This is a genomic window from Enterococcus sp. DIV0176 (genome assembly GCF_050528535.1).
Classification (GTDB): Bacteria; Bacillota; Bacilli; order Lactobacillales; family Enterococcaceae; genus Enterococcus_B; species Enterococcus_B thailandicus.
In genome coordinates this window covers 1,211,032-1,236,514 of the sequence record NZ_CP172879.1, presented here as the reverse complement: position 1 = coordinate 1,236,514, position 25,483 = coordinate 1,211,032, and the positions used below count along the sequence as shown (strand labels likewise).

Below are 25,483 nucleotides of genomic sequence, written 5' to 3'. Positions count from 1 at the left end.
TTACTAAAGCCAATTGTCTATGCTTGTTCTAGCTCTTCTTCCATTTTTTCTTGGTAGCCAAACAAGTACGTCAAGACAAAAGCTACACTGATTGCTAAGATATTTACAAATAAATAAGGCAATAATTGACCGTTTAAATAAAGCAACGTTCCCGGAATAACTGTAATTGCCATTCCAGTACCAGCCAATTGCAACAAACTAGCTGCAAAACCACCCACAGCGCCACCAATCAGCCCCATGATAAATGGTTTTACATAACGTAAATTTACCCCGAAGATTGCAGGTTCTGTTATACCTAAAAAGGCTGATAAAGCAGAAGGAAAACATAATGCCTTTAATTTTTTCGATTTCGTTTTGAAGCCAACCGCTAAAGTTGCGCCACCTTGTGCTGCAATAGAACAAGTAATAATTGCATTAAATGGGTTCACACCTGTATTTGCCAATAGCTGGACTTCTAAGAAATTAAAGATGTGATGTACACCAGTTACGACGATTAATTGATTTAAAAAACCAATAATCAAACCAGCTAAACCAAATGGTAAAGCCAAAACAAATTCTGTGCCATTCAAGACCACCGTTTCAAAAGAATGAAAAATGGGGCCAATTACCATCAAGGATAGTAAGCTCATGACTAATAATGTAACAAAAGGTGTGACTAATAAATCAAAGGTATCTGGTACGGATTTATGCAATCTTTTTTCCAATTTTGAACCCAAGATGCCGGCAATAAAGGCTGGTAAAACAGTTCCTTGATACCCCACAATCGGAATAAAATTAAGTAACATAATCGGTGTAGCATCTCCAGAGGCTACTGCATAAGCGTTTGGTAAAGCAGGATTAACCAACATTAGTCCTAAAACTATCCCAATGATTGGACTACCACCAAAGACTTTAAATGTTGACCAAGCAACTAAAGCTGGTAGAAAGGCAAACGCTGTATCAGTTAAGACTTGCGTGTATAAAAGAAAGTCCGAATTGATTGCATCAGGTGTCATACCAAACAGTTGCAAAATTTGAGGCTGAGTAATCAATCCACGGAGTCCCATAAACAAACCAGTTGCAACTAAGACAGGAATAATCGGTACGAAGACATCTCCAAACGTACGAACCATTCGTTGAAAAGGATTTGCATTTTTTGTTGCTTCTGATTTCATTTCAGCTGTGGACGTTTCATGAGCGCCTAAGCCGATAACCTCGTCATAAATTTTATTAACAGTTCCCGTTCCAAAAATAATCTGATATTGTCCGGAGTTAAAAAATGCTCCTTTGACTTTTGGAATGTCTTCTACCTTTTTTTTATCGATTTTACTTTCATCGTTGACCATCAATCGTAATCGAGTTGCACAATGCGCAACGCTTTGAATATTTTCTGCACCACCAACGGCATGAATCACTTCTGCTGCAATCTCTCGGTTTTCCATTTTGTTCTTCCTCCTCATTCTTATGGAACCGTTCCCGTTTTTGCTTAAAAAAATAATAAATAAAAACTTAATCCTTTGTGGAACCGTTCCCTTAATAACAAAAACAGCGTAACACGCAGATGTATGCGCTGTCAACTACTTTTTAACAGCACATACACTATTTCTGATAATCATTGTCGTATCAACAATTGTTTGTCGCGCAATCTCATTTCCTTGTAAAAGCTCAGTCATTAAACACGCTGCTTTCTCGCCGACAAGTTGATGGTGAAAGTCAACTGTCGTTAACGGTGGATAGAGGTACTCACCAAAGGAGTAGCCGCCAAATCCAGCAACCGAAAGTTCGACACCAATAGCGATATTCAATTGGTTTGCAGCTTTGATTACCCCCATCGCCATACTATCTGTCGCACAGATAATCAAACTGGCATTCTTTTGAGGTAGCAATTCTAATCCTAACTGATAATTATCTTCTGGATAAAAAGTTGAAGGAACGATCTGAGGTGTGATTCCATTTTCAAGAAAAGTTGTCACAACCCCTTGTTTTCGATTGATTCCGACTGACAAATCATTTTCTGGTACACCGACATATAATACTTCTTTGTGACCATATTCCAACAAAGCTTGAGCAAGATTCACACCTGCTTGATAATTGTCATGGTCTACGGAATAGACCGCTTCATTAGATTGCCCGACAAATAAGATTGGCACGTCGATTGAATTCGCTACTTTGATGTGTTCTTCCGTAATTTCGGTTGCCAATAAAATAATACCAGCTACTTTGTTTTGCACTAGACTGTAGATACTCTCAATCTCGCGTTTGATTGCCAATTCAGTATTAGAAATCAGCATTTGAAATCCATTTTTCCGTGCAACCTCATCAATCCCATTCAAAATTGCCATGATTGATGGCGAAGTTAATCGCGGGGAAATTACTCCGATAAAATTACTTTTTTGAATCTTTAGATTACGGGCAAATTCATTAGGTGAATAATTATATTTACTGATGATTTTTTCGATTTTTTTTGCTGTTGCTTCACTAACATATCCGTTATTTAAATAACGAGAAACCGTGCTCTTCGAGACTCCGGATTCTTTAGCAATCTGTTTGATAGTAACCATTATTTCTCCTTATTCCTGTTTTTCTTTATGATACCATAAGAATGATCGATCAAATCACTTAGATTGTCATCTGTTTGCCTAAAAAATTTTATGCCAAACCTAAATAGTTTCCATCCGATACTATTTTTTTGTCCAGAGTAAATAAGAGAAGAGCCTACCGCATTTGCAATAGGCTCTTCTCTTATTTGATAAAAGCTTGAATTACTACTGAAGGATCTTTCCCGTTATTCTTAAAGGATACGTTCTGGCAATTATCTGGAATAATAAAGGTTTCACCGTAATGAATAGTGATTGGAACGAATTCACCATCATCACTGAATAACTCAATGGACTCCCCTTCAACCAAACAAAGCATATTTACCGAATCATGTGCTTCTAGCTTTATTTCACCTGTAAACGTATGTCGTCGAGTCTCAATAAATTCTAAGTCACATAGCCCAGTTTTCTCAACAAGAGCTTGCTCGTTACTTGAAAGAATCTCATTTGGTGAAAAAAGATTCGCTCGAACATAATCCTCATCAAATCGACGATCGACATTTTTTCGTCCATGTTCTAAATGAATTGGTCGAGGTTTACCGTCTAACCCCAAACGACCCCAATCCCAAAGTTTAAACGTGAAGATATATGGAGTAGCACTGATTTCAAGTACAACCGCGTTTGTGCCACCACAATGGATTGTTCCTGCAGGAATCGAAAAATGGTCATGTTTTTGAACAGGAAAATGATTAATATACTTGGTATCATCAAATCTATAGTTGCTATCTTTACTGGCCTTTTCTAGTTCGTTAAACAGCTCGTCTATGTCAGTATTATTTTTTATCCCAAGATAGATTGAAGCATCTTCCTTCGCATCTAAAATATAATAGCTTTCGTTTTGTGTATAAACCATCCCAAACTTTTCTTGAATGTATTCCACCTTAGGATGAACCTGCAGGCTTAAATTTCCGCCGCCCATTGTATCAAGGTAGTCAAAGCGGATTGGAAATTCTGTGCCAAATAAAGCATATACGCGTTCACCCAACAGTTGGCTTGGGTAATTTCGTACGAGATTGATTGCCGGCATTTCATAGTGCGCATTTTCTAATTCAAAAATTAAACTGTTTTCTTCTGGCACTCCATCAAATGCCCAGCCATAATTTGGGATTTCATCTGGAAGCTCAAATTTTTCTTTCATCCATTGCCCACCCCATGGACTTTGATCAAAGTAGGGCACTAAGCGAAATGGTCGCTGTACAGCTTTTTTTTGAATTGTTTCGTACGTCGCACGATCAATCATTGTCCACTTTTCATTTTTTGTACCATCAATATAAAAATCCGTTTGTGAACGCAACTGACTTTTTAGTTTGTCCGCAATTCGCCATTCAAAAAAATAGCCTCGTTTGAATTTCTTGAGCGCATCTGTTTCAGGCTCCGCCAACCAGTTGTTCAACCCTTTTCTGAATCGTTTTTGGATTTCCCAACGTGTGATGTCGAAATAAACAGTTATGTCAGGTGAAGAAGCTACCAAAGCAGCCCCTACCCCCCATACAATAACTAATCCATTTGTTGCTTTGATTTCCTGTTGTACTTCAGTAATTGCGGAACAATCAAAATAATCGTTCATTTCTGCATGGGTCATCAACCCGAAGACACGATCTTCTGTCAACTCTTTTGCCAACTCACAATTGATTTCTTTTTTTTGTCGAGTACATATTTCACTGTGAATCACCTTCTCTGGTACAAGTTCAGCCACCAGTTGATTTAAAAGTTGCTGATCTATTCCCGGGTATGTCTCGAAACAAATGATCTGTGCGTTTTTTTTAGTTATCTGTTCTTTTAAACTTGCAACAATCTCAGTGATTCCGACCGCTGCTGCAGCATGTTCTTGTACCTTGATTGTTGGTCTTAAATCGTAGGTCATGATTCCTTAACTCCCTTACTTATTTTAGACAAAGTGTTAGAAAATCTTTTGCTCCTAAAGTTTGTCCTTGAACAAAATCATTCAACACATTTTCTGCTAAATCGACAACCTTAACTGAGTCAAATCGATCCAAGTTCATTAATTTGATGGCTTCGTCTGTCTCATTTGGATTGAACAAGCGAATAATCATCCCATCCCCTGCCCACTCTTTTTTAGCAGTACTCATAAACAACTGTTTATTTTCTAATTTCAGCAATGAATCTTCGCTAGGAACAACGTTAGTTAGCGGTGGAATATTAAAACGATCTACCCGATTCAAATAAGAATTCAAGCTTTGTACTTGATAAAAATCTTGCGTTGTAAATAATTTTTTCGAAATTTCATAGGCTTCAGTTGGATCAAAGCGTCCTTCCCCAAAACTTACGAAATAGTCAAATGACATTTCCGTCAGCATCTGTCCATCTGGTGTTTCAACCACCATATTATTAATTCCAGAAGCACGTCCCGGACGCCATGCAAGATCATCTCGACCTAACAACCCATTGCTACGGAATAAAGTTACTGACAATCGTTCTTTTTCAGGTTCCACTTGATATTCTTTTATCATTCCTGTGTGGAAAGTAAAATGTGCCTTTTCATCAGATAGTGCAACAAAACTTTCTAATGGATAGATTGGCATTGGCTTTTCAACAAATCCTAATTCACGCCAATTTTCTTGATATGGATTAGTACTCAAACGTTCTAACGCTGAATACCCTTGATCTGCATGGTGTTTTGCTAAATCTGTAACACCTGTTTTCCAGTTAACACGGACACGATGATCTAATACTTGATTATTCATTTGGTGAGTGATTCGGATAAAGTTTTCACCTGTGTAAAGCGAGACTTTCGTTTGGATAACAAACTCTACTTTTTCAGTTGACCGTTTTTCACCAGTTAATTTTGCTGGCAATTTCACTGTATGTGTTAACTCCACAGATTGACACAAGTCATTCTTAGTTACAATACCTCTCTCATAGTCACTAATGATGATTGCTTCATCACCACTTTTTAACGGTGAGTAATCAAAAGAATCTCCTGCATCCGCAGTATCATCAAAATGGAATGGGTCTTCTATTCTTTCTCCCGTTTGTAAATTTTCAATCACTAGGCGGTCAGCAAAATTAAATTTGAACGACTCGTTTTCAATGGAAGTTGTAGCTGATTTTTCCGTTGTACCGATTGTTACTCCTGATTGGTCCTCCATTAGGAGAGTAGTGTATCCCATCGCAGGAACTGAAACGTCTTTCAACAAAATAGTTGAGCGATAATACGGAGGGACCTCTTCTTCTTTCTCCCCTTTTGACGTCACAATGATTCTTTTACCTCCATCGAGACTGATTTGTTCTTTGACTACATATTCAATTGCTTCACCCGTCACCGTTCTGATACCAAAAGACGGTTTTGAACTAAACAGGACTAATTCACGTGTAAAAGTTTGTGTTTTGATATCTGTGTTAAATAACGTTACGACATCTTCTGTTCCTAATTGGCTACTGATAGCTCCTACCAGTTGACGCTTGACTAAATTGATCAAGTCTTTTACTTGACGTAAAGCACTGGTTAAGCGAACAACGATATCATGGTTCGCATCATCCGAATTTGATGCACCAATGCCGTTGTGGGCTTGACTATCAAAGATTTTTTTCCAAATTTGATCCAACCAATTTTGCGGGAACTTGATTCCGTGCTGTTGACCAATCAAACATAATGGTTCTAGTTCATGGATCAGCAGTTCCTCAACTTCAAAATTCAAACGTTTAATATCATAACGCTCGGAACGACATGTATTATGAATACGTGATTTTTGACAAGCGAGCAATTCCCCAGAAATCGTGTCAGGGAAATTATTTTCATCCCAAGCAGCTGCCATAAAGGTTTCATAATCACTAAGTAGGAATTCATATGCTGAATCTAATTCATTTAATTGTTTCACTGTCTCAGGAAACGCTTGATTGATAATGACTTGGTCACCACCAGCCGGCAGCAAAATAGCATTGGTATCCTGATTTTTCCTTGCTAGCTCATCCAGAATAGGTAATAAACGTTGATTGACATAGTTCTCTTCTGTTGTTAAAAATTTTCCCGGACCGTAACCATAAAAAATATTATTTGTTTTAATTGTCTCTTTGTTAGGAGCTTCCCACAAAAAGTTCAAGTTCTTTGCAACCTGTTCGTTATAAACACCTCGTTGAAAAATGGAATAATCCATGCCAAAACGAGAGTAAATTGATGGTAAATAAGCATGTTGCCCAAAAATATCTGGTGCATAACCGATATTCATGGAATGGCCAAAGCTTTCTGCATATTTCACTCCATACAATAAATTACGAATAACGGACTCAGTCATCCCAAGCAATGCATCTGCCTGAGTGTACCAAGGCCCAATGAAAAGGCGCTTCTTTTCGACAAGAGCTAACAAACGCTCTTTATTTTCTGGACGAATTTTCAAATATTTTTCAACAATAGAAAATTGCCCATCAAAAGAGTAACAAGTGAATGCCGGATCATTTTCTAATGTGTCAATTAAATAATCAAGATTTTCTACTAAAATAATATCGGAATCTTCTTGTGTGAAATACCACTCATGATCCCAATGTGAATGTGCCACTACGAATACTGTTTTTGTCATTAGTTTCCCCTACTTTTAAGCTTTTTTCGCTTCTTTTTTCTTAATCAAATAAAATCGAATAAAGATATTTCCTAAGGCGATGAATAAAACGCCGGCAATCAAACCGACAGCATATGCCCAAAAGTTCTCAACCAGTGGCCAACCCCAAACTGCAGGAAGCGGATACCACTGAACTGCTCCTAAAACAACAGCTAAAACTGCCCCAATCGATGCGCCAATCATATTGATAGGAATCGTGATCAATGGATTTTGCAAAGCAAACGGAATTGCGCCTTCACCAATTGCTAGAAAACCAAGAACCAATGATGTTCGGCCTGTTACGCGTAAATTATCATCAAATACACGACGACCAACGATATATTTATCTAAAATAGTTGCTAAACCAATACCGATTGGTGGAATTACGATCGCTAATACTCTTGGTGTCAATGGGAAAATTTGATCAGCTGCCATTCCGATTGCAACTGCACCGGCTGCTTTATTCACTGGCCCGCCTAAGTCAAACGCTGTTAAGCAAGCAATGATTGTTGAAAGCACTACTTTACCAGAATCTTGATATTGCATAACCATCTGCTGTAGCCAACCATTCAATCCACCAAATACTGGGTCGACCAAGAGATAATTGACAAAGAAGACTGCCAAAATGGATAGACCAGGAATAATCAACATTGGTTTCATCGCTTGTAAATTCTTGTGTAATTTCACATGTTCATTCAAGAATTTGCAAACATAGCCGGAAACTGCTCCTAAGATCAATGCGCCAAAGAAGCCAGAAGGAATGCCACCTTCTACACCCCATAAAGTTTGATGTAACCCTGCGGCAAATGCACCACCAATAAAACCAGAAGCTAGTGCTGGGCGATCAGCAATTGAATACGCCATAAATGCTGTGAAAATTGGATACATAAAACGCATCGTCATGTTTCCCGTAAGCCCAATATAGTGAAGTAAGACAATGAGTTGATTTGCATTTGTAGCCATTTCGGCGTTACCGATTTCTTTACTCAATCCGAAGAAACTAGCACCAATTTGCGAAATCCCAATCATTACACCTGCCGCAACTAAGATTGGAATCATGTATGAAATACCAGTCATAACTGCTTGCATCAATGTACTCATTACGGAAGCTTTTTTTGGTCCATAACTAGCATCACTACTAGACAGATCGTCGGCTGTTTTGACTCTACCGTCGGGTGTCGTAATCAATCGATCAATCATTGCAGATCCGTGTTTCAATGGTTCTGCAACTTTTGTTTGAATATAGGGGAGCCCCTTAAAACGTTCCTTACCTTTTGGTGCAATATCCGTTGCGAAAATTATGCCATCTGCAGCTTGAATCATCTCTGGTGTAATTCCGTCTTCGATGCCATTAGCACCTTGTTTCTCTACATGGATCGTGATTCCTTTTTCTTTAGCCGCTTTTTGTAATGCTTCAGCTGCCATATAAGTATGGGCAATGCCGGTCGCACACGCAGTTACAGCTAAGATGTTTTTCGCTGTCATTGGGACTACTTCCTCCATTTCGCTGTTTTGATTCGATAATAATTGCAGTATTTCTGTTTTTGTCCTTGCTTTTTTTAGTTGGTCTACTAAGACAGGATCCATTAATTTCACGCTTAGCTCAGATAAAATTTTCAAGTGAGTTTGTCCTTTTTCAGCGTCTGGAATGGCTAGCAAGAAAATCAGCTCAACTTGATTTGATGGGTCAATTGACGGCCAAGCTCCTGCCGGCATCGCTTTGTCCAAAGTAGCAATGGCTACGGCTGCTTTTGAAACAGTTGTTGATTTACCATGTGGAATAGCAAAACCATTCTCCATTCCAGTTTCAGAAATAGCCTCTCTTTCACGGACAGCTGCTAAAAAAGCTTCCTTATCAGTAACGATGTCATTACGAACAAAAGCATCAATCAAGTGATCGAAGACTTCCGCTTGTGTTTGCCAACTTTGATGAATAAAAATCAATGATTCATTTGTAATACTACTTAAATTCATGTCCTATTCCTCCATTTTTTGATAGTTGAAAAGCAGTAATAAAAATTTCAGATACCAATTCAGCAGCATTTTTCAAGGTTGTTGCTTTCTCCATCGCATCCGGTAAAGAAATTGGCTTTGTTTGAATCGAAAAAATTCCAGAAAATGGCGAAGATTCATTATTAGTTATACTTTTTTTTCCACAAATAGCAATCACTGGTTTCTGATACTTCTTAGCTAGTTCTGCGATAGCAAAAGGTACTTTACCAAACAAACTCTGTTGATCGATACTTCCCTCGCCGGTCACCACCACATCTGCTGTTTTCAGCCTGCCTTCAAAGTCAATCAACTCCGTAACCAATTTAAATCCTGCGTCCATTTTTGCTCCAAGAATAGCCAGTGCTCCTCCCAAGCCGCCGGCAGCTCCTGCACCTTGCAAAGTTGCTAAATCAATGTTTAATTCTTTGAGAATCGTTTGACTCAATTTTTCTGCATTTGCATCTAATTGCCGTATCTGTTCGGCTGTTGCGCCCTTTTGTTGAGAAAACACTTGAAATGCCCCCTGATTACCAAAATAAGGATTGGTTACATCATTTGCCACAATAATTGGTATGTTGGGGAATCTGATTGTTGAAATTTCAATTTCGCTGGCATCCAGTAATAAGTTTCCCTCTTCTAAATCGTTTTGTTGCCTGTCAAGAAATGTCGCACCAAATTCTTTCAGCAATCCCAAGCCACCATCAGTAACGCCCGATCCGCCCAATGTGATAATCACTTTTTGAAAACCACGTTGCTCTATTTCTTTAATCAGTAACCCGAGCCCTTTTGACGAAGCAGCTTTGACTGTTTCAGCACTTGGTTTAATCAAGTCCAAACCCATCGTATCAGCAGACTCAATTAGTGCCTGCCGTTTTCCCTCTGCTCTAAAACTAAGCACTTTGGCATTGATTGGTTTTCCCATTAGATCAATCGTTGGTATTTCTAAAATTTCCCCGTTTAAAGAATGCTGAACACTTGCTAATGTACCTTCGCCACCATCTGCAATCGCAATTTCTGTTGTACTTTCCACAAAATCAAGTTGATTCAATTTTTCAGCAACAGCACGATTCAGTTCAATTGAGCTAGCACTTCCTTTGAAGCTATCAATAGCTATGAGAACCTTCATTGTTGTTCACCAACTTTGATCCAAGCAATGCCGTATGGTGCTAATCTAAAATTGTTATCCACTTCTGTCTGAGTTAGAACATTGATTCCATTTAGGCCTTCGACTATTTTTTCAGTACCAGTTACATTGGTCAAAGAAATAATTTCAGAGCCATCTTTAGCCGTTCGTTTGAGTGCAAACACTTGCTCATCTAAATGTAGTACTTCCTGTTCCCCATACGGAGAAAATGCTTCATAATTCTGACGCTCTTTCAGCAGTCTCGTGATTCCTTCATAAACTGTTTTGCGATAAGAATCTATGTCTAATTCCGTAGCTAATTGTTTTGTCTCAATTTTTTGTCGATTGATTCGCCGATTAATACCTGATTCCTCAACACCTTGTAAATCCCCACGCGAACCAAAGATGGAATGATAATAAATTGCGGGGACGCCTACAAAGGAAAGCAAAATATTGTGTGCGGCAATCAACTTTTTGGCTGCGAGTTGATCTGTATCTTCTGACGAACGTAACGCATCGCCATAATTGATATTCAATTCATAAACTGTTTGTGACCCATCAGGATTACTCTTATACGAAACTTTCCCTTGATTGTTCAACACTCGTTCAACAATTGTTTCTCGCTCGGTATCATCTAGGATTCCTTCCACTGGTCGCATCCCAATCCCATCATGTGAAGCCAAAAAATTAAAGAACGTTGCTTCATCTGAAAGAGCATGGATTGTGCTCGCCCACTCAGCTAACTTTTGTGTATTCTCTTGAATAAACGAAAACAGAACTAACGGCGGCAATGGAAACTGATACACTTGATTCGCTTCATTATGACCATCACCTAGATACGAAATGTTCTCTTTGTGAGGGACATTTGTTTCAGTAATAATTTGTGTATTTGGTGAAAAGTGATTCAAGAGTGTTCGCCACATTTTTACGATTTCATGTGTTTTGGGTAAATGCATACAAGTCGTTCCCGAATCTTTCCATAAGAAACCAATGGCATCTAAACGAATGGACGACGCACCACGAAACGTATATTCAAGTAAGACTTCGGACAAACGTGCTAACATGATTGGATCTTTTGGATTGACATCCACTTGATCATCACTAAATGTGGTCCAAACCTTCTTCTTTTCTCCTTTATCAGTTGAATACTCATGGAACAACGGAGAAGTTCTTGGTCTAGTAACATTTGTGGTATCAAACTCTTCTTGATACTCAACAAAACTTTGTTCAAAACCTATGTCATTGTTTAAAAACTTTTTGAACCATTCACTCTTAGCTGACATATGGTTAGCAACAAAGTCATACATCAAACGTTTCTTCTGCGCTAACTTTTTGATGTCATCCCAATCACCCAGCGCTGGATTGATTGTTAAATAATCCGTCACAGAAAAACCATCATCTGAGGTAAATGGAAACATAGGTAGCAAATGAACATCTGTGATACTGTCATCCAGATATGTCTGGACTACCTCCCTTAACACTTTTAGTCCTTTTTCATTGCCATTTTGAAAACTATCACCATAAGTGATTAGGTATGCATTTGATTGATCGATTGCTGGATTTTCAGTAAATTCTTTCGTAGCGTATTTTTCTAATAAATCAGTAAAAAGTTGATTCGCTTGATCGAGATCTTGCTTACTTGTGTATATTTTTTCTAGATGTGCTGCTATTTTTTCTGTTATCATAAATCCACCTCAACAAATAATTAAAAGCCCTTTCATTTATTACAAACACAGTTATATCACAAAACCGTATTAAAAAAAGTTCAGAAAGCGTATAATTATACGCCAAGGGGGAGATACAAGATGGGTGCTATTGAAAATTATTTTGTAACTGATATTGGAAATCTATCTGAAACTGAGAAATATGTTTTTTATTATTTGGACGAACATCCTAATCTAGTAAAAAAACTTACTTTATCTGAAATTGCTGAGAAATTAAACACATCAAATACCACGATTATTCGAATGACCAAAAAGCTTGGGTTAGATGGCTTTTCCAATTTTAAATACTTAGTAGAAAGAATTGTCAGCGACACACAAATTGTTCCGCAAAAGGATCTGGCTGAACGATACCGCTCTTATCTAGATGCGGTGATAACCGGTACCGATTTAGACAAATTAACGTACATTGCGCAAAAAATCCACGGCGCTTCCACACTCTATGTTGCCGGCGTTGGCATAACAAAGCCGATTGCAGAGTACGTCGCCAAGCGATTTTTACAGCTAAATAAGTCCACACTTTATACCTATGAATCACATCTGATTGAGTTGATGCCAACGTTTACCAAAAAAGATGATATTGTTCTCTTTTTATCGATGAGCGGTGAAACAAAAACAATTATTCAAGCCGTAAAAAAGATGAACTACGTTGAACGAGTTGATCTATTTTCTATTACGAATAATGGTAATAGTACGCTAGCTAAGTTAACTGATGTTACACTAAGCTCTTCCATGCCAACAAATATTTATGAAAACTATGACATTACTTCTCGGTCTGCACTAATGCTTCAAGCTGATTTATTGATTGAAACTTATTTGGGGCTTTATTTTTAATCATTGAGAATTAGTCTAGATTCCTTTCATTAATCAATAAAGTCCCATCCACATTATGGGTGGGACTTTATGCTTTTTACAAAATAAGATTCATCTATTCACTTTGTTGCTTGTTTCCAATTCGCTACGAATTGCCTTTAAAGTTATCTCCTGACTGATTAAAATTTTCCACAAAAAAAGATAGGAAGCACCTATCTTTTTTCCTAATTATTTGTCACGATGCTTCGTTACCATGGACATTTTGTTGATTAACGAAGATTTCGTGCTAGATTAGTGTATCTTCAACCTCATAAGCCCACTTAATATCGCCTACAAAGTTGACATTCAACCAAAGTGAGTGGTCTTCAATTTGATGTTTAACAGTACGATATAGTGTTCCGCGAATAGTATCTTGCTTGGTTACTGAATTCTAAAGAAAAATTCGCATCAAAATATCTACAAAATTTGCAGTTTATTGAGGAAACCATTGGAAGGGATCTCCAGTTAACTACACGACAAGCAGGAGATGTCTGTGCTGCTTTTACACTTTTCATTGATTCTATGTTACTCGTTCATTCACATTATCAAAAAAGAATCGCTTTTTTTCTCGAAGGAAATCGTTATATTTGTGAGAATGTCCAAGCAAATGCAACAAAATATCTTGGTAAATATCATCAACTTTTCTTTCCAAACAGATATGATATTAGTATTTTGGAATACTTTAAGAAAAATCAAGTCGATATTGTTGTGACAAATTATAAAGAATACTTGACAGACGAATTAGATGTAGAAACCAGTATTTTATTTGAAATCATTCCTACTGCGGATAATTGGAATGAATTATTTACCCTAATTAATTCCAGATCCACTCAATTATATTCAATTAAGGAAACAGATCATGAGTCGAACCAATAAAAAGATTCTAAGCAACAAAAAAACTATCAAAAATCAATTGATAGTTTTTTTATTTGCCTGAGCTATTCAGTTTGGCTCTTAATCGTTTCCCAACTGACCTCCGCTAAAATTTCTTCCTTACATGTTCAATTGTTTATGCAATAAATCTTTTACTCTTTGGACTTCTTCTTCTGGTATTCTTTGATAAGATATTCCATCATTTCCAGTGATCCCATCTCCCGTAAAGCCCTCACCTTGGACTTGTTCACTTTCAATAGTTGTTAAGCAAGAATAATAACCTGTTAAGATTTTTTGCATTTGATCGAAGGTCAGATCCGTCTTCCCATTCTCTCCAATGCCGTCCATAATTTTTTGATAACTAAAAACGCTTTTCGTTGATAACATTTTGTCGATCAACAATTCCATTACTTCTCGTTGTCTACCTTGACGCCCATAATCACCTGTAGGATCTTCATAACGCATTCGCGAATATTGTAAGGCTTCCCAGCCATCCAAATGTTGCTTTCCTTTTGGAAAATCAATTCCTTCAGCCGAAAAAGCAAAATCATTATCCACAGTGACTCCACCCACTGCGTCTACCAGTGTCTGCAACCCGTCCATATTGACCGACACATAGTGATGAATTGGAATGTCTAAAAACTTTTCAACCGTATTCATAATCATTTCTGGTCCGCCAATTGAATGTGCATGATTGATTTTATCCTCGTAATCTGCTCCAACGATTTCCACAAACGAATCTCGTGGAATACTGACTAAAGTTGTCTTCTTTGTCTGATTATTCAAGGTTGCCACCATAATTGTATTTGCCCTGTAGTCGGTTTTTCTTTTCGAATCATTCGCAATTCCCAACAGCAAAATACTCATTGGTTCTGAAGCTTCTGGTGCCTTTGTATTTCCTTTTCGTTCAACGGGCGAATACATTGAGTCTGCCATCTTTTGACTACTGTGATAAAAGCGCAAAGCAAAGACACTCAAACCAGAAACAATGATAACTAGAACAGTAACAAGACTTAGTAAAATTTTTTGCCACGTTGAAAAATGACCTTTTTTAGTTTGTTGAATAGTTAATGTTTCTTGTCGCAAGTATGGATAAAAAAGTCCGGCTGTTCCAAAAGTAGTACCGTATCCAAGCAACAATCCAGTAAAAACATCACTGAAATAATGGACACCCAAATAAATGCGACCACCAGCAATCATAACGAATAAGAAACAGAAACCCAGCTTGATTGATAGAGGAATCTTTTGACTACTGAAAGCATAAACCACAATCATGGAACAAATAAATGTCATGATCAACGCGGAGTGACCACTCGGAAAACTATAAGAAGAACGTGCAAGATATTGAAATTGATCTGGGCGTGCCCTTTGAATCAACTGTTTTAAGACATAACCAATACCACTAACCAATATAAGATTTCCAAAACACCAGATTGCTAATGATTTGCGATTCGTTTTTAGTAAGAAAATCGCTATTGCACCAAAAATGAGTACCATTGGAACAATTGTTGCCACTTTCGCTAACATGCCTACAAAAACAGTTACATAAGTATTGTCTGGTAATCGATATTGGATGAAGATTTGATCCACATGATTAAGCCATGATGCATTCATCATAACCCCTGTTGTAACAATGATTAGTAAAATCCATGCAACAGTGCTATTTAAAAACAATTTCTTTCGCATAAAGTATCCTCACTTTTTATTCTTTTATTTTGTTCATAACAAGCTCTTTTTTCTTGAATCCCATCGTGACGCCCAGCCCAATTCCCAGCACAATCAACGAAGTGCCGCCTTGGCTTAAAAAGGGTAATGGAATCCCAGTTAGTGGTAAAATACCAATTGCTGCGCCGATGTTTTCAAAAATTTGAAACATCAATCCAAAAACAAACGCCACTGCAAGGTAAAGGTTCGCTTTATTATTGGTTCTCAAAGCCGCAGAAAGTATTTGATAAAACAAATAGAAATACAGAAAAACGACGAATGCCGCGCCCATAAAACCAAAGCCCTCACCAACTACAGTGAAGATCATATCTGATTCTCGAACTGGCACATACACAGAGATTCCGTTAATCCCACGTCCAAATAATCCACCGCTACCAATCGCATAAAGACTTTGAACTTGCTGATATGCAATCGTGTCACTATATTGAAATGGATCAATCCAAGCACGAACACGGTCTAATTGATAGGTCTTAAAATGTAAGGAATAAAGTAACTTGTTTCCCCATTCGCTGAACACCAGAACTAACAATGTACTACCTAATGTTGCACCGATGCCTGTAATAATCGTCAAAATTTTCCAATGCACGCCAGCAATAATAAACAACGCACCTAGGATTGCAATAAAGACTAAACTCGTTCCAAAATCTCGCTGCATAAACATCAACAAAAAGGTTGGCAAACTGTACATAGCAATCTTGATTAAATAACGCAAATCACTTTTCAAGTCTCTAGTTAAATTTTTTTGAGACCATTCCATTTCATAACTAACTGTCAGCCGTACCATAAAAAGAATAAAACTTAGTTTCATCAACTCAGAAGGCTGAAAAGAAAACGAGCCAATTCGCAACCACCGTTTTGTGTTTGTTAAAGCATACATTGCTGGATCATAAAACCAGTATAAGAGAGCCATTAATCCAAGTGATAACACATACAAAATCGGTGCATATCTTAGTAAGGTTGATACAGGAATCCTGCTGGTGACAACTAGCAGGATAAACGAGACAAGACAAAAAATCGTTTGCTTTAGAATAACACGCCTGACATCAACCCCATCCAAATCAGCAGCTATCGCTTGCACTCCTATACTCATCAAATAAAAAATGAAAATCGGCAAAAACAGAGAATAGTTAAACTCGTTGCTCAAACGCTTGATCATTTACACTTACCTCCGAGGAAAATTTTAGGCAGATTCCTAAAGCAATCGATAAGAACAAATAACTTGTTCCTCCGTAACTGATAAACGGTAGTGGAATTCCAGTCATCGGAATCAGCCCTAAGATACTTGCAATATTGATACTCGTTTGTAAGAGCAACAAAGTGCCAACGCCAAAATAAATCAGACTAATTTGTTGACTGGTTTCTTTTGCTGCTAACATAAACAATCGAAGAATGATTAAAAAAAGAAGTCCTAAAACAATTAGTCCGACGATCATTCCCAGTTCTTCTACTAAAATCGAATAAATAAAATCTGTTTCTGCCACTGGTAGATAACCTTTTTTTGTAATACTATTTCCTAACCCTCGACCAAAGAAGCCACCATTATATAACGCATAATAGGAGTTACTCATCTGAAATCCTTTTCCATACGGATCTAAAAATGGATCTCTCACTAACTGAATACGGTCATAGGTATGCATGAACAAATTTGGTAAAAGATCATGATTACCTAGAAAAAGAATCGTTCCACCTACCACTGCAACTCCTGCAATTGTTGCTAGAAAAATGCCAATTGAAACCTGATAAGGCAATTGTGCTGTTGTAATGATTACTAGTGCGATTCCCCAAAGAATGATTGCTCCTGTCACTTTTGGTTGAAATAAAATCAATAGTCCACTAAATAAAACTAAAACATAAGGTACCCACATTTCCTTCTTCGTCCGTTCAATCCGAAAAAAATACGCCAAATAAAGAATCAATGCTACATTCGTTATTTCAGAAGGCTGAAATTGAATACCAGCTAATGAAACCCATCGCTGTGCTCCGTTGATATTTACGCCAATGACATAAACCAAAATCAAACTAACGATTCCCAAGCCCAGCAGACTTTTGGCAAGGAATCCTTTTAATAAAATTTTCTTTTTTAGCCGATAGATTCCCGCAATCACAAACCAGCTCATCCCCATAAAAATAGCTTGTTTATAAAATAGCGATAATGCATTTTGCCCCTCAGCTGTCAGTCTGTACGAACTTGCACTGAACACAAGTAAGAGCCCGACTACACTCACTCCCAAATAGGGCAATAATAATAGCCAGTCGATCGTTTTTCTTTTTCTCACAATGTTCTCTCTCCTTTTTAAGCACTTGGTTAAGACGGGAGAGAAACAGTAAATAGCCTCAAAAAAAGACACCAAACGTTAGCTAAAAAAACTAACAAATCTGGTGTCCCACACAATTAATCTCATCGTCTGAGTTTTAGCACTAAACAACGTAAAGAATTTCTCTTAGCTATTTTATGAAAAGCCTTAATCCGACAATTCCTATTTTACACATTGGCGTCTTTCGACGTTTCTGCGCAATAGCCTGTGTTTGTTTAGGAGCCTCACCTAACAAGTTTACTTATATTTATTTAATTTCATAAAAATCTTACTTTTTTTTTCAAGGAATATCAAAATAAATCGTAAAAAAACGAATTTTCTTTAGAGTTGCTTATGAAATCATTTAGAAAAAATTTATATTTGATCAAAAATGAGACCATAAACAGACGAATTTGTAGTGAATGACTTTAAAAGAACGGACAGGTGTGCTACTTCTGATTCTGTCAAAGTGTATCTTTCTACTGTTGTCAGTCCAGCAGCCTATAATTAAACTGGCAATTCTTTTTTGCATTTATGTTATCAACTTGATTAAGTTCTTCCAAGTAACAGTTTAACTTCTGTTTAAAACCTAAAAGATTTATTTTGTATCAAATTAATTTATCTGATGTCCTTCATTCATAACCAATCCAGCACTCACACATTTTTGCTTTTTTAAACGCAACTTTAAGTTACAAAAAAAGTTTTGTAAGTGACTTAATAGCTACTTACAAAACTTTTTACTTTTATTCATTCGATTTCAAAGCACTAATCATATCAATTTCTTTTAACTTTTTATGGGTGATAAACATCACGATAGCAGAAAAGATGACCGTCAATGCGCCAGAAACGAAATAACCCATTCCCGGAATCAAAAGTGGAAAAGCCATATTATCGGCACTAGCCATCGTAATAATGAACCAGGTCAAGACCTTACCAACACCGCATCCTAATAAAATGCCTACCAGAGTAAAGATAACGTTCTCTCGAATGATATACATCGTAACTTCTCCGTCAAAAAAACCTAAAACTTTGATTGTTGCCAACTCTCGTTCCCTCTCCGACACATTGATGTTCGTCAGATTAAACAAAACAACAAAAGCTAACGTGCCTGACAAAACGATAAAAATCAAGACAACTGGTCGTAAATTCTCACTAGCAAAAGCTTGTTTGCTTGCTTGCGTACTCATAAAAGTCGTTGTTGTCACTTGATTAGTGTCTTGCAATTGATTTGCTAATTTTTCTTCCTCTTGAGAAGACATCTCATGACTTTTGAAGAGTACAGTATTTTCAGTGAAATCTTTATCAGTTACTTTTTGATAGTAATTTTGATCCATAAAGATTGTATTACCAAGGTAATTTTCTACGATTCCACTAACCTTTATCTTCATTTTTTTCCCTTCATTATCTTGAATCGTCAAATTACTGCCTATTTTAGCATCGTAAGCTTTCGCAATACCTTCCGTGACAACTGCGCCATCATCGGTAATCTTTACAGCTTCTTTTTTATTCGCTTTTTTCAAGGTGAAATAATCCTTGGCACGATCCGTATTCTTAAACGCGTACAACGACGCACTTAGATCACTGACCCCTTCTTTTTTAAATTTCACTTGATCAGCAAAAACACTCATACTTTCTTTGACTTTGTCATCAGCAGTCAGCACTTTATTCGCCTTTTGGACATTTGCTTCGTCTTCCAAAGTAACGATTCCTTGAAAGTGATTCAGTTGCTTGAACTGAACATCCACAACACCACCAATAGAATCTTGTAATCCAAATCCAGCAACCATTAAGCCCATACAGCCTGCGATCCCAAGAATCGTCAAAATTGCTCGAGCTTTATAGCGGAAAAGATTTCTGTACGTCACTTTTTGGTTAAAACTCAATCGGCTCCATAAAGGTGTAATGTATTCTAAAAGAATTCTTTTTCCGGGCTTTGGTGCTTTAGGCATCAAAAGCGCCATAGGTTTTTCCCGTAAATCTTTGATCAAGATATAAATAGTGGCAGCAACGGTTGCAAAAAGAGCCGCAAGTATTGCCACTAAAATCGGCCAAGGCCAAAAATCAGTCGGGTAGTTTTCAAAAACATAATTTTTCTTCAGCATAGTGAAAACAACAGGTGGCAGTCCTTTCGTTCCCACAATAACTCCAAAAACCGTTCCGATAGTCCCTGTCATTAAGGCGTACAATAAGTATTTCTGTGAGATTTCACTATTTCGATAGCCTAACGCTTTCAACGTACCAATCTCTTTTCGGTCTTCTTCAACCATACGTGTAATAGTAGTAAATGTAATCAAGATGCCAATCAAAAAGAAAAAAACTGGAAAAACATTTCCAATCGCATCAATTCGGTCAGATAGACTAGTAAATTCTGTAAAACCAGGATTTGAACTTCTTTGAGTCAGAATGTAGTTGGGTGTTTTAATGGCTGCGACATCTTTTTTCGATTCGTCAATCTTCGCTTGCGCTTCTGTTAATTTTTGTTGGTTTTCCGTAAGCTCATCCTGTTTTTCAGCAAGTGTTGTGGCTGCCTGTTCCAGTTGGCTTTGTGCTGAGGCTAACTGGTTATCAGCGACAGTTTGACCGTAAAGTATCTCAAGTTGTGCTTTTTGTTGTTCCAACTGTTGTTGTTGACTGCTCAATTGTTCTTTCGCTGTGTTCAGTTCATTTTGCCCATCACTCAGCTTTTGCTGATTTTCTTGTAACTCTTGCTCTCCTTTGACAATCTCTTCATTAGCCATATCTTGTAACTCAGTTTTTCGTGGCTCTTTGCGTTCATCAAAAAGTTTTTGTAATTTTTCCTCGTTATCGATCATCTGTTTCTTATAAACATCGGACATCATGTCTGTCTCTTTCAAATCAGAGAAACGCAAATACAAAATAGAATAGGTTTCACTAGCAAAAGCTGTTTCAGGTAAATAGACGTAACCATCGATCATCCCATCTCCCACAGTCGTAACGCCGCGTTCTTTTTTATCCACATATATGGGAGAAGCCACATAACCTGTGACTGTAAAAGTCTCATCTTTTAATTGGTTATCTTTGATCGTGATCTTACTGTTCAGGGGGTATTGTTCTTTTAAGCTCTCATCCATCAACAACTGCTGATTATTTTGGGGATAGCTTCCCTGCAGTAGCGTCAGTTTATTTTGCTTTTTATCCTTAGCATAAGAATAAATCTGTAAATTACGATCTTGCTGTTCTTCCACATAAGGAAAACTATAGCCTAGTTCTCCCTTGGCACCCGCAACTTTTTCGGCAATAGCCAAATCCTCATTTGTCAGACCAGCTGTTCCTTGAATTTGCAAATCCGAAACGTTATGGCTAGTAACAAATTCTTGGACAGTTTTTTCAAGATTCGGTCCAATAGACTTGATTCCTACAAATAATAAGACACCCATGAAAATAATCAAAATGATCGCGATAAAACGTCCTAGACTTTGACGAATATCTCGAAAGATACTACGAATATAGAGATTTTTCATTTTTATAACCTCACCACTCAATCTCAGCCACAGGCAATGGATTTTTATTAATTTCCACGGAGCGGACTTTAGCATCATTGATCCGAATAATTCGATCTGCTATAGGTGCGATTGCCGAGTTATGAGTAATTAAAAGTACCGTCCGACCTTGTTTTTTAGCTACATTTTGTAACAACGTCAACACCTGTTTTCCCGTTTCATAATCAAGCGCTCCTGTCGGTTCATCGCAGAGTAAAATTTTAGGATTTTTTGCCAACGCACGGGCAATTGCTACCCGTTGCTGTTCCCCACCGGAAAGCTGAGCTGGAAAATTTTTCATTCGTTCACCAAGGCCAACTTGACGTAACGTTTCTTCCACATCTAAGGCGTCTGGTGATACAGCAGTAGCTAACTCTACATTTTCTTTTGCAGTCAAGTTGGGAACTAGATTGTAAAACTGAAAGACGAATCCTACATCCGTTCGCCTAAACTCTGTCAATTGTCGGTTATTAAAATTGGCGATATCCATCCCATCAACGATAATCTGACCTTCATCAGGAGTGTCCATTCCACCTAGGATATTTAATACCGTTGATTTACCAGCACCACTAGGACCTAAAATCACAGCTAATTCACCTTCTTCAACTGAGAAACTGATGTCATTATTAGCTGTAATGGTTGTATCTCCCATTTGATATCGTTTAGACTCATTTTTTACTTCAATATAGCTCATGTTTATTCACCTCGTCATGTTTTCAACACCCTGTTGATTATATACTTTGTTGTTAGTATAATCGTTTCAAGAACTCATGACAATATGCAAAGACCTTGGAGTTGTCATTGAGTAGACAAAAATTATTGAATTGTTCAATAAATGAAAAAATGAAAGGAAGCATGCTCATGGCTGGAATCAAAAATAATCGTCGGACTATTTATACAAAAAAGATAATTAAAGAAGCTTTTTTGGAATTGTTGTCCGAAAAAGAACTCCAAAAAATTACTGTTACCGATATTTGTAAAAGAGCAGATGTGAATCGCGGGACTTTCTACAATTATTACACAGATACGATAGATCTTTTCCACCAAATCGAAGCACAACTTATCGAAAAAATCCTTCCCTTAATTAAAATTGACAGTGATGAAGAGTTGGCATCATGGCTAAGTCGACTAATCACTATCTTAAAAGAAGCACAACCACTTTCTTCTATTTTGACCCGTAATTATCAGAATAGTCATCTAATCAAAGCTATTTTTCAAGAGGTCCACGAGGTAGCCATTGAGAGTTTTGGCACTAGATACCATGAAGACGATCCACGATTGCTTGAATACTATTTCACTTATTTTGTCAGAGGTGTTCTGGGAACAGTCGAGGAATGGTTGATTAACGATGATGGAACCAGTGCCGATGATCTGAGCCGAGTTTTGGCCCAAGTTTTACCTTCGGAAGAATAAAAAAATTCTTTTTGATCTACTAATAAGTCATTAGCAAATACTTATCAGATCAAAAAGAATTTTTTAGATTAATGTTATTTTACCTGTATATAAGATGAGAGAATATTCAAACCAACTATGACCTCTTGAACACTCAGTTGAGGAGCCGATACAAGAAGCTCTTTAGTGAAACTTGAAACGCCATCCAATAGTTATCCTATCAACTAATCGGACAACTTTGTCAGTATTTTTAGGTTACTACGGTTCATGGCACTTAATATTAACCATAGCCAAATTTTATTTTTATTCGAAGGTAATGATCAATCACTCAAATGTTCAAGAAATTGTTTCAAATCTTCACAATCTATATGAAACCTTCGCCGATACTTTTCTTAATCAAACACTTCAGGGAAATGTTTGAACCTATAACCGTTAGAATCTATAAAATGATAATTTTGGATTTATATTTTAAGAAAATAACATCATTGGATTTTTCTTAAAATATTAAGTCAAACACTATATCATACGACTGTCACTTTTCTTTTTCAACAATTTCATCTATTAAACTCAAAAAAAAATCGATATATCCGTATAAAAATCATATTTTTATATTTTTCCTTTTACGTTGATGGTATAATAATTGTGGAAAAAACAACTTTGGTAGGCTTTTTACTTATGGATAATCATGATTTAATCAATAACATAATCTGACTTAAGTAAGTGAGTTGAACTTAAACTGAATCAGGAAAAAATTTGTTAGAAATAAGATTGAAAGCGTTCCAAGAAAAGTCACTACCGAAAAACTTCAAAAAATTGCCGATATTTTTGAAGTTACTACTGATTACTTGCTAGATATAAACTAGGCACTTGAACGGGCAGCTAAAAAATCTAGTTGAACTTGAACAATTGCATGATTCAAAGGTTAGCATCGTATATGACATAAACTCTTTTACCTGAGTAAAAACAACATACTAAAGATGTTCCGACTCGACCGCCCTATTCTGGGAGTTAAAAAAATGATAGTGATAAGGAAAGTTACATTTTTTCTCTACTATTGTCTTTTAAAATCAGTATATAGCTTTTCAAATTAATTTTGGTAGTTAAGAATTATATTCAAAACTTTGTGGGGAAAGTTAAATTGTATGTACTTCTTTAATTATAAAGGCGACTATCGCTGCCTGCCTTTAAACGGGAGTAATATATTTTTGGAGGAGAAAAAATGGCAAAGAACAAAGTTACAGGTGAAGATGGTAAAACATACGTTATGAAAGAGAAAAAGCCATTCTATAAAAGAGTTTGGTTTTGGATTCTAGTAGTGATTGTTGTATTTATCGTTGGTGGTGCATTAGGCGGTGGAAATGATAAAAAAGCTGCCAGCAAGAACGGTGGAGAAAAAGTCGAGAAATCTTCTTCAACATCTGCTTCAAAAGAAGAAACAGAAAATTTCTACAACGTTGGTGATACCGTTAAAGTTGGCGATGCTGAATATACTTTAAATACAGTTGAACTTACAGATGAACGAAATCAATTTGATGAAACACAGCCAGCTCAAGTAGTTAAGATTACTTATACAATGACAAATAACGGTGATGAAGACTTACCTGTTGGCATGGATGTTGAAGTTTACGGTCCTGACAATAAAAAAGCTTCGACATATCCAAATGATAACACTATGGGTTCTGTTGCTCCTGGAAAATCAATGGACTGTACTGCTCACTTTGGTTTAAATCAGAACGGAGAAATTGAGGTTCATTTTAGCCCACTAGTTTCATTTGAGAAAGCGGCTAAATTTAAAGCGGCCGTTTAATGAAAAAAAAGAAAAGCCTCAGGGCTTTTCTTTTTTTATCTAGAAAGAACATACATTCAATTTCGATATCTATTGAAAGTAACCTTACTTCATTAGAAAAAATAAACTGATTTGAAAACAACGTATCAACCAATAATTTAGAGACATCAAAATATGATTGCAACAAAAAATGAACACTCTATTTTTTACTATAAACCGGAAAATTACTTGATTCACCATAGTCATCCATCATTTTGACTGATTTTAACTTTTCCAGATCTTTACTTGACAACTTAAAATCAAGTTCTCCATTCATTTTAATATGTTCTTTATTGGCAGATTTTGGCAAAGGTAACAGACCAAGTTCCAAACAATAACGAATCGCAAGTTGAGGAACCGAAACTTGATACTTTTCAGCTAACTCTTTTAGTTCCACATTTTTCATTAATTCACCGTGCCCTACAGGAGAATAAGCTTCAATCAAAATATCGTTTTTCTTACAAAAATCAATGAGGCCAAATGGGGTATTTGAGATATGTGCTAAAATCTGGTTGACTACTGGTTTTATTGTTGCATGTTTTAAGATATTTTCGATATCATGCTGGTTGAAATTGGACAATCCAATGGAGCGAATTTTTCCTTCTCTCACCGCCTCTTCTAATGCATGCCAGACTTCAATATTTTCTTCATCATAATTTGCTTCTCGAAATTCATCCCATGGTTGAGGGGCATGAATAATCATGAGATCAATTGTTTCTAATTCTAGTTTTGCTAAAGATTCATTGATTGATTTTGCTGCTGTATTGTACGTTTTATGCTCAGCAGCTACTTTACTTGTTAAAAAAATAGCTGAACGATCAATTCCAGAATCTCGAATTGCTTCTCCAACTCCACGCTCGTTTCCGTAAGCCTGAGCCGTATCAATATGGCGATACCCTAATGCCAAGGCATCTCCTACTACTTGGGCTACGACTTTATCATCAATCATCCACGTGCCAAATCCAACTTTAGGTATCTTCATCCCATTATTTAACAGATAATTTTCTTGTAAAATCATTATTTTTTCTCCTTTAAATTTCTAGTTTGACGATTATTT

General features: G+C 36.9%; 17 protein-coding genes and 1 riboswitch. Of the genes, 4 read left to right on the top strand and 13 right to left on the bottom strand.

Annotation, left to right across the window (positions count from 1 at the left end):
* Positions 1-17: 17 nt before the first annotated feature.
* The 7 genes from IGJ66_RS05800 to IGJ66_RS05770 all read right to left on the bottom strand — a co-directional run bounded on the left by IGJ66_RS05800 (position 18) and on the right by IGJ66_RS05770 (position 11,929).
* A complete protein-coding gene (locus IGJ66_RS05800; RefSeq protein ID WP_067481864.1) occupies positions 18-1,421 on the bottom strand; it encodes a sucrose-specific PTS transporter subunit IIBC in 1,404 nt (467 codons plus the stop codon).
* 135 nt (positions 1,422-1,556) lie between these two features.
* Positions 1,557-2,540, bottom strand: a complete 984-nt coding sequence (locus IGJ66_RS05795) for a LacI family DNA-binding transcriptional regulator (RefSeq protein ID WP_067481862.1) — start codon at positions 2,538-2,540, stop codon at positions 1,557-1,559.
* Positions 2,541-2,721: 181 nt separating this feature from the next.
* Entirely contained in the window at positions 2,722-4,440 is a 1,719-nt protein-coding gene (locus IGJ66_RS05790) for a class I mannose-6-phosphate isomerase (RefSeq protein ID WP_430616978.1), read from the bottom strand.
* Between the two features lie 19 nt (positions 4,441-4,459).
* On the bottom strand, positions 4,460-7,111 hold the full coding sequence (locus IGJ66_RS05785; RefSeq protein WP_430616976.1) for a glycoside hydrolase family 38 C-terminal domain-containing protein: 2,652 nt from the start codon (positions 7,109-7,111) through the stop codon (positions 4,460-4,462).
* 15 nt (positions 7,112-7,126) lie between these two features.
* A complete protein-coding gene (locus IGJ66_RS05780) occupies positions 7,127-9,103 on the bottom strand; it encodes a fructose-specific PTS transporter subunit EIIC (protein ID WP_430616974.1) in 1,977 nt (658 codons plus the stop codon).
* Positions 9,090-10,247, bottom strand: a complete 1,158-nt coding sequence (locus tag IGJ66_RS05775) for a glycerate kinase family protein (RefSeq protein WP_430616973.1) — start codon at positions 10,245-10,247, stop codon at positions 9,090-9,092. The genes IGJ66_RS05780 and IGJ66_RS05775 overlap by 14 nt, the downstream gene beginning before the upstream one ends.
* Complete coding sequence (locus IGJ66_RS05770) at positions 10,244-11,929, bottom strand: sugar phosphorylase (RefSeq protein ID WP_430616972.1); 1,686 nt, start codon at positions 11,927-11,929, stop codon at positions 10,244-10,246. The genes IGJ66_RS05775 and IGJ66_RS05770 overlap by 4 nt, the downstream gene beginning before the upstream one ends.
* A gap of 120 nt (positions 11,930-12,049) precedes the next feature.
* On the opposite strand from IGJ66_RS05770, the gene IGJ66_RS05765 reads away from it, so the two are divergent.
* Together IGJ66_RS05765 and IGJ66_RS05760 are read left to right on the top strand one after the other, a co-directional pair.
* The gene (locus tag IGJ66_RS05765; protein ID WP_067481850.1) at positions 12,050-12,799 is read left to right on the top strand and encodes a MurR/RpiR family transcriptional regulator; all 750 of its coding nucleotides are present in this window, start codon (positions 12,050-12,052) and stop codon (positions 12,797-12,799) included.
* A gap of 444 nt (positions 12,800-13,243) precedes the next feature.
* A complete protein-coding gene (locus tag IGJ66_RS05760; protein ID WP_430616971.1) occupies positions 13,244-13,693 on the top strand; it encodes a hypothetical protein in 450 nt (149 codons plus the stop codon).
* Positions 13,694-13,810: 117 nt separating this feature from the next.
* Here IGJ66_RS05760 and IGJ66_RS05755 read toward each other — a convergent pair whose 3' ends face one another.
* The 5 genes from IGJ66_RS05755 to IGJ66_RS05735 form a co-directional block, all read right to left on the bottom strand.
* Complete coding sequence (locus IGJ66_RS05755) at positions 13,811-15,376, bottom strand: phosphatase PAP2/LCP family protein (RefSeq protein ID WP_430616970.1); 1,566 nt, start codon at positions 15,374-15,376, stop codon at positions 13,811-13,813.
* Positions 15,377-15,392: 16 nt separating this feature from the next.
* Entirely contained in the window at positions 15,393-16,571 is a 1,179-nt protein-coding gene (locus tag IGJ66_RS05750) for an FtsW/RodA/SpoVE family cell cycle protein (protein WP_430616969.1), read from the bottom strand.
* Positions 16,543-17,691, bottom strand: a complete 1,149-nt coding sequence (locus IGJ66_RS05745) for an FtsW/RodA/SpoVE family cell cycle protein (protein WP_430616968.1) — start codon at positions 17,689-17,691, stop codon at positions 16,543-16,545. Before IGJ66_RS05745 ends, IGJ66_RS05750 begins: the two co-directional genes overlap by 29 nt.
* Positions 17,692-17,805: 114 nt before the next feature.
* Positions 17,806-17,973, bottom strand: a riboswitch (M-box (ykoK) riboswitch).
* Positions 17,974-18,452: 479 nt separating this feature from the next.
* Complete coding sequence (locus IGJ66_RS05740) at positions 18,453-21,191, bottom strand: FtsX-like permease family protein (protein ID WP_430616967.1); 2,739 nt, start codon at positions 21,189-21,191, stop codon at positions 18,453-18,455.
* 10 nt (positions 21,192-21,201) lie between these two features.
* Entirely contained in the window at positions 21,202-21,903 is a 702-nt protein-coding gene (locus IGJ66_RS05735) for an ABC transporter ATP-binding protein (protein ID WP_071869338.1), read from the bottom strand.
* A gap of 167 nt (positions 21,904-22,070) precedes the next feature.
* Here IGJ66_RS05735 and IGJ66_RS05730 point away from each other — a divergent pair, with 167 nt between their 5' ends.
* Both IGJ66_RS05730 and IGJ66_RS05725 read left to right on the top strand, forming a co-directional pair.
* Positions 22,071-22,622 carry a TetR/AcrR family transcriptional regulator gene (locus IGJ66_RS05730; protein WP_430616966.1) on the top strand — a complete coding sequence of 184 codons (552 nt, stop codon included), beginning with the start codon at positions 22,071-22,073 and terminating at the stop codon, positions 22,620-22,622.
* Between the two features lie 1,198 nt (positions 22,623-23,820).
* Positions 23,821-24,408, top strand: a complete 588-nt coding sequence (locus IGJ66_RS05725) for a DUF4352 domain-containing protein (protein ID WP_430616965.1) — start codon at positions 23,821-23,823, stop codon at positions 24,406-24,408.
* A gap of 178 nt (positions 24,409-24,586) precedes the next feature.
* Here the strand turns inward: IGJ66_RS05725 and IGJ66_RS05720 are convergent, their stop codons facing one another.
* A complete protein-coding gene (locus tag IGJ66_RS05720; protein WP_095803599.1) occupies positions 24,587-25,444 on the bottom strand; it encodes an aldo/keto reductase in 858 nt (285 codons plus the stop codon).
* Positions 25,445-25,483: the final 39 nt, after the last annotated feature.

What these genes read in the sequence shown, in the direction of transcription:
- IGJ66_RS05800 (WP_067481864.1), bottom strand. Translation starts at nt 1,421, where the DNA reads ATGGAAAACCGAGAGATTGCAGCAGAAGTGATTCATGCCGTTGGTGGT.
- IGJ66_RS05795 (WP_067481862.1), bottom strand. Translation starts at nt 2,540, where the DNA reads ATGGTTACTATCAAACAGATTGCTAAAGAATCCGGAGTCTCGAAGAGC.
- IGJ66_RS05790 (WP_430616978.1), bottom strand. Translation starts at nt 4,440, where the DNA reads ATGACCTACGATTTAAGACCAACAATCAAGGTACAAGAACATGCTGCA.
- IGJ66_RS05785 (WP_430616976.1), bottom strand. Translation starts at nt 7,111, where the DNA reads ATGACAAAAACAGTATTCGTAGTGGCACATTCACATTGGGATCATGAG.
- IGJ66_RS05780 (WP_430616974.1), bottom strand. Translation starts at nt 9,103, where the DNA reads ATGAATTTAAGTAGTATTACAAATGAATCATTGATTTTTATTCATCAA.
- IGJ66_RS05775 (WP_430616973.1), bottom strand. Translation starts at nt 10,247, where the DNA reads ATGAAGGTTCTCATAGCTATTGATAGCTTCAAAGGAAGTGCTAGCTCA.
- IGJ66_RS05770 (WP_430616972.1), bottom strand. Translation starts at nt 11,929, where the DNA reads ATGATAACAGAAAAAATAGCAGCACATCTAGAAAAAATATACACAAGT.
- IGJ66_RS05765 (WP_067481850.1), top strand. Translation starts at nt 12,050, where the DNA reads ATGGGTGCTATTGAAAATTATTTTGTAACTGATATTGGAAATCTATCT.
- IGJ66_RS05755 (WP_430616970.1), bottom strand. Translation starts at nt 15,376, where the DNA reads ATGCGAAAGAAATTGTTTTTAAATAGCACTGTTGCATGGATTTTACTA.
- IGJ66_RS05750 (WP_430616969.1), bottom strand. Translation starts at nt 16,571, where the DNA reads ATGATCAAGCGTTTGAGCAACGAGTTTAACTATTCTCTGTTTTTGCCG.
- IGJ66_RS05740 (WP_430616967.1), bottom strand. Translation starts at nt 21,191, where the DNA reads ATGAAAAATCTCTATATTCGTAGTATCTTTCGAGATATTCGTCAAAGT.
- IGJ66_RS05735 (WP_071869338.1), bottom strand. Translation starts at nt 21,903, where the DNA reads ATGAGCTATATTGAAGTAAAAAATGAGTCTAAACGATATCAAATGGGA.
- IGJ66_RS05730 (WP_430616966.1), top strand. Translation starts at nt 22,071, where the DNA reads ATGGCTGGAATCAAAAATAATCGTCGGACTATTTATACAAAAAAGATA.
- IGJ66_RS05725 (WP_430616965.1), top strand. Translation starts at nt 23,821, where the DNA reads ATGGCAAAGAACAAAGTTACAGGTGAAGATGGTAAAACATACGTTATG.
- IGJ66_RS05720 (WP_095803599.1), bottom strand. Translation starts at nt 25,444, where the DNA reads ATGATTTTACAAGAAAATTATCTGTTAAATAATGGGATGAAGATACCT.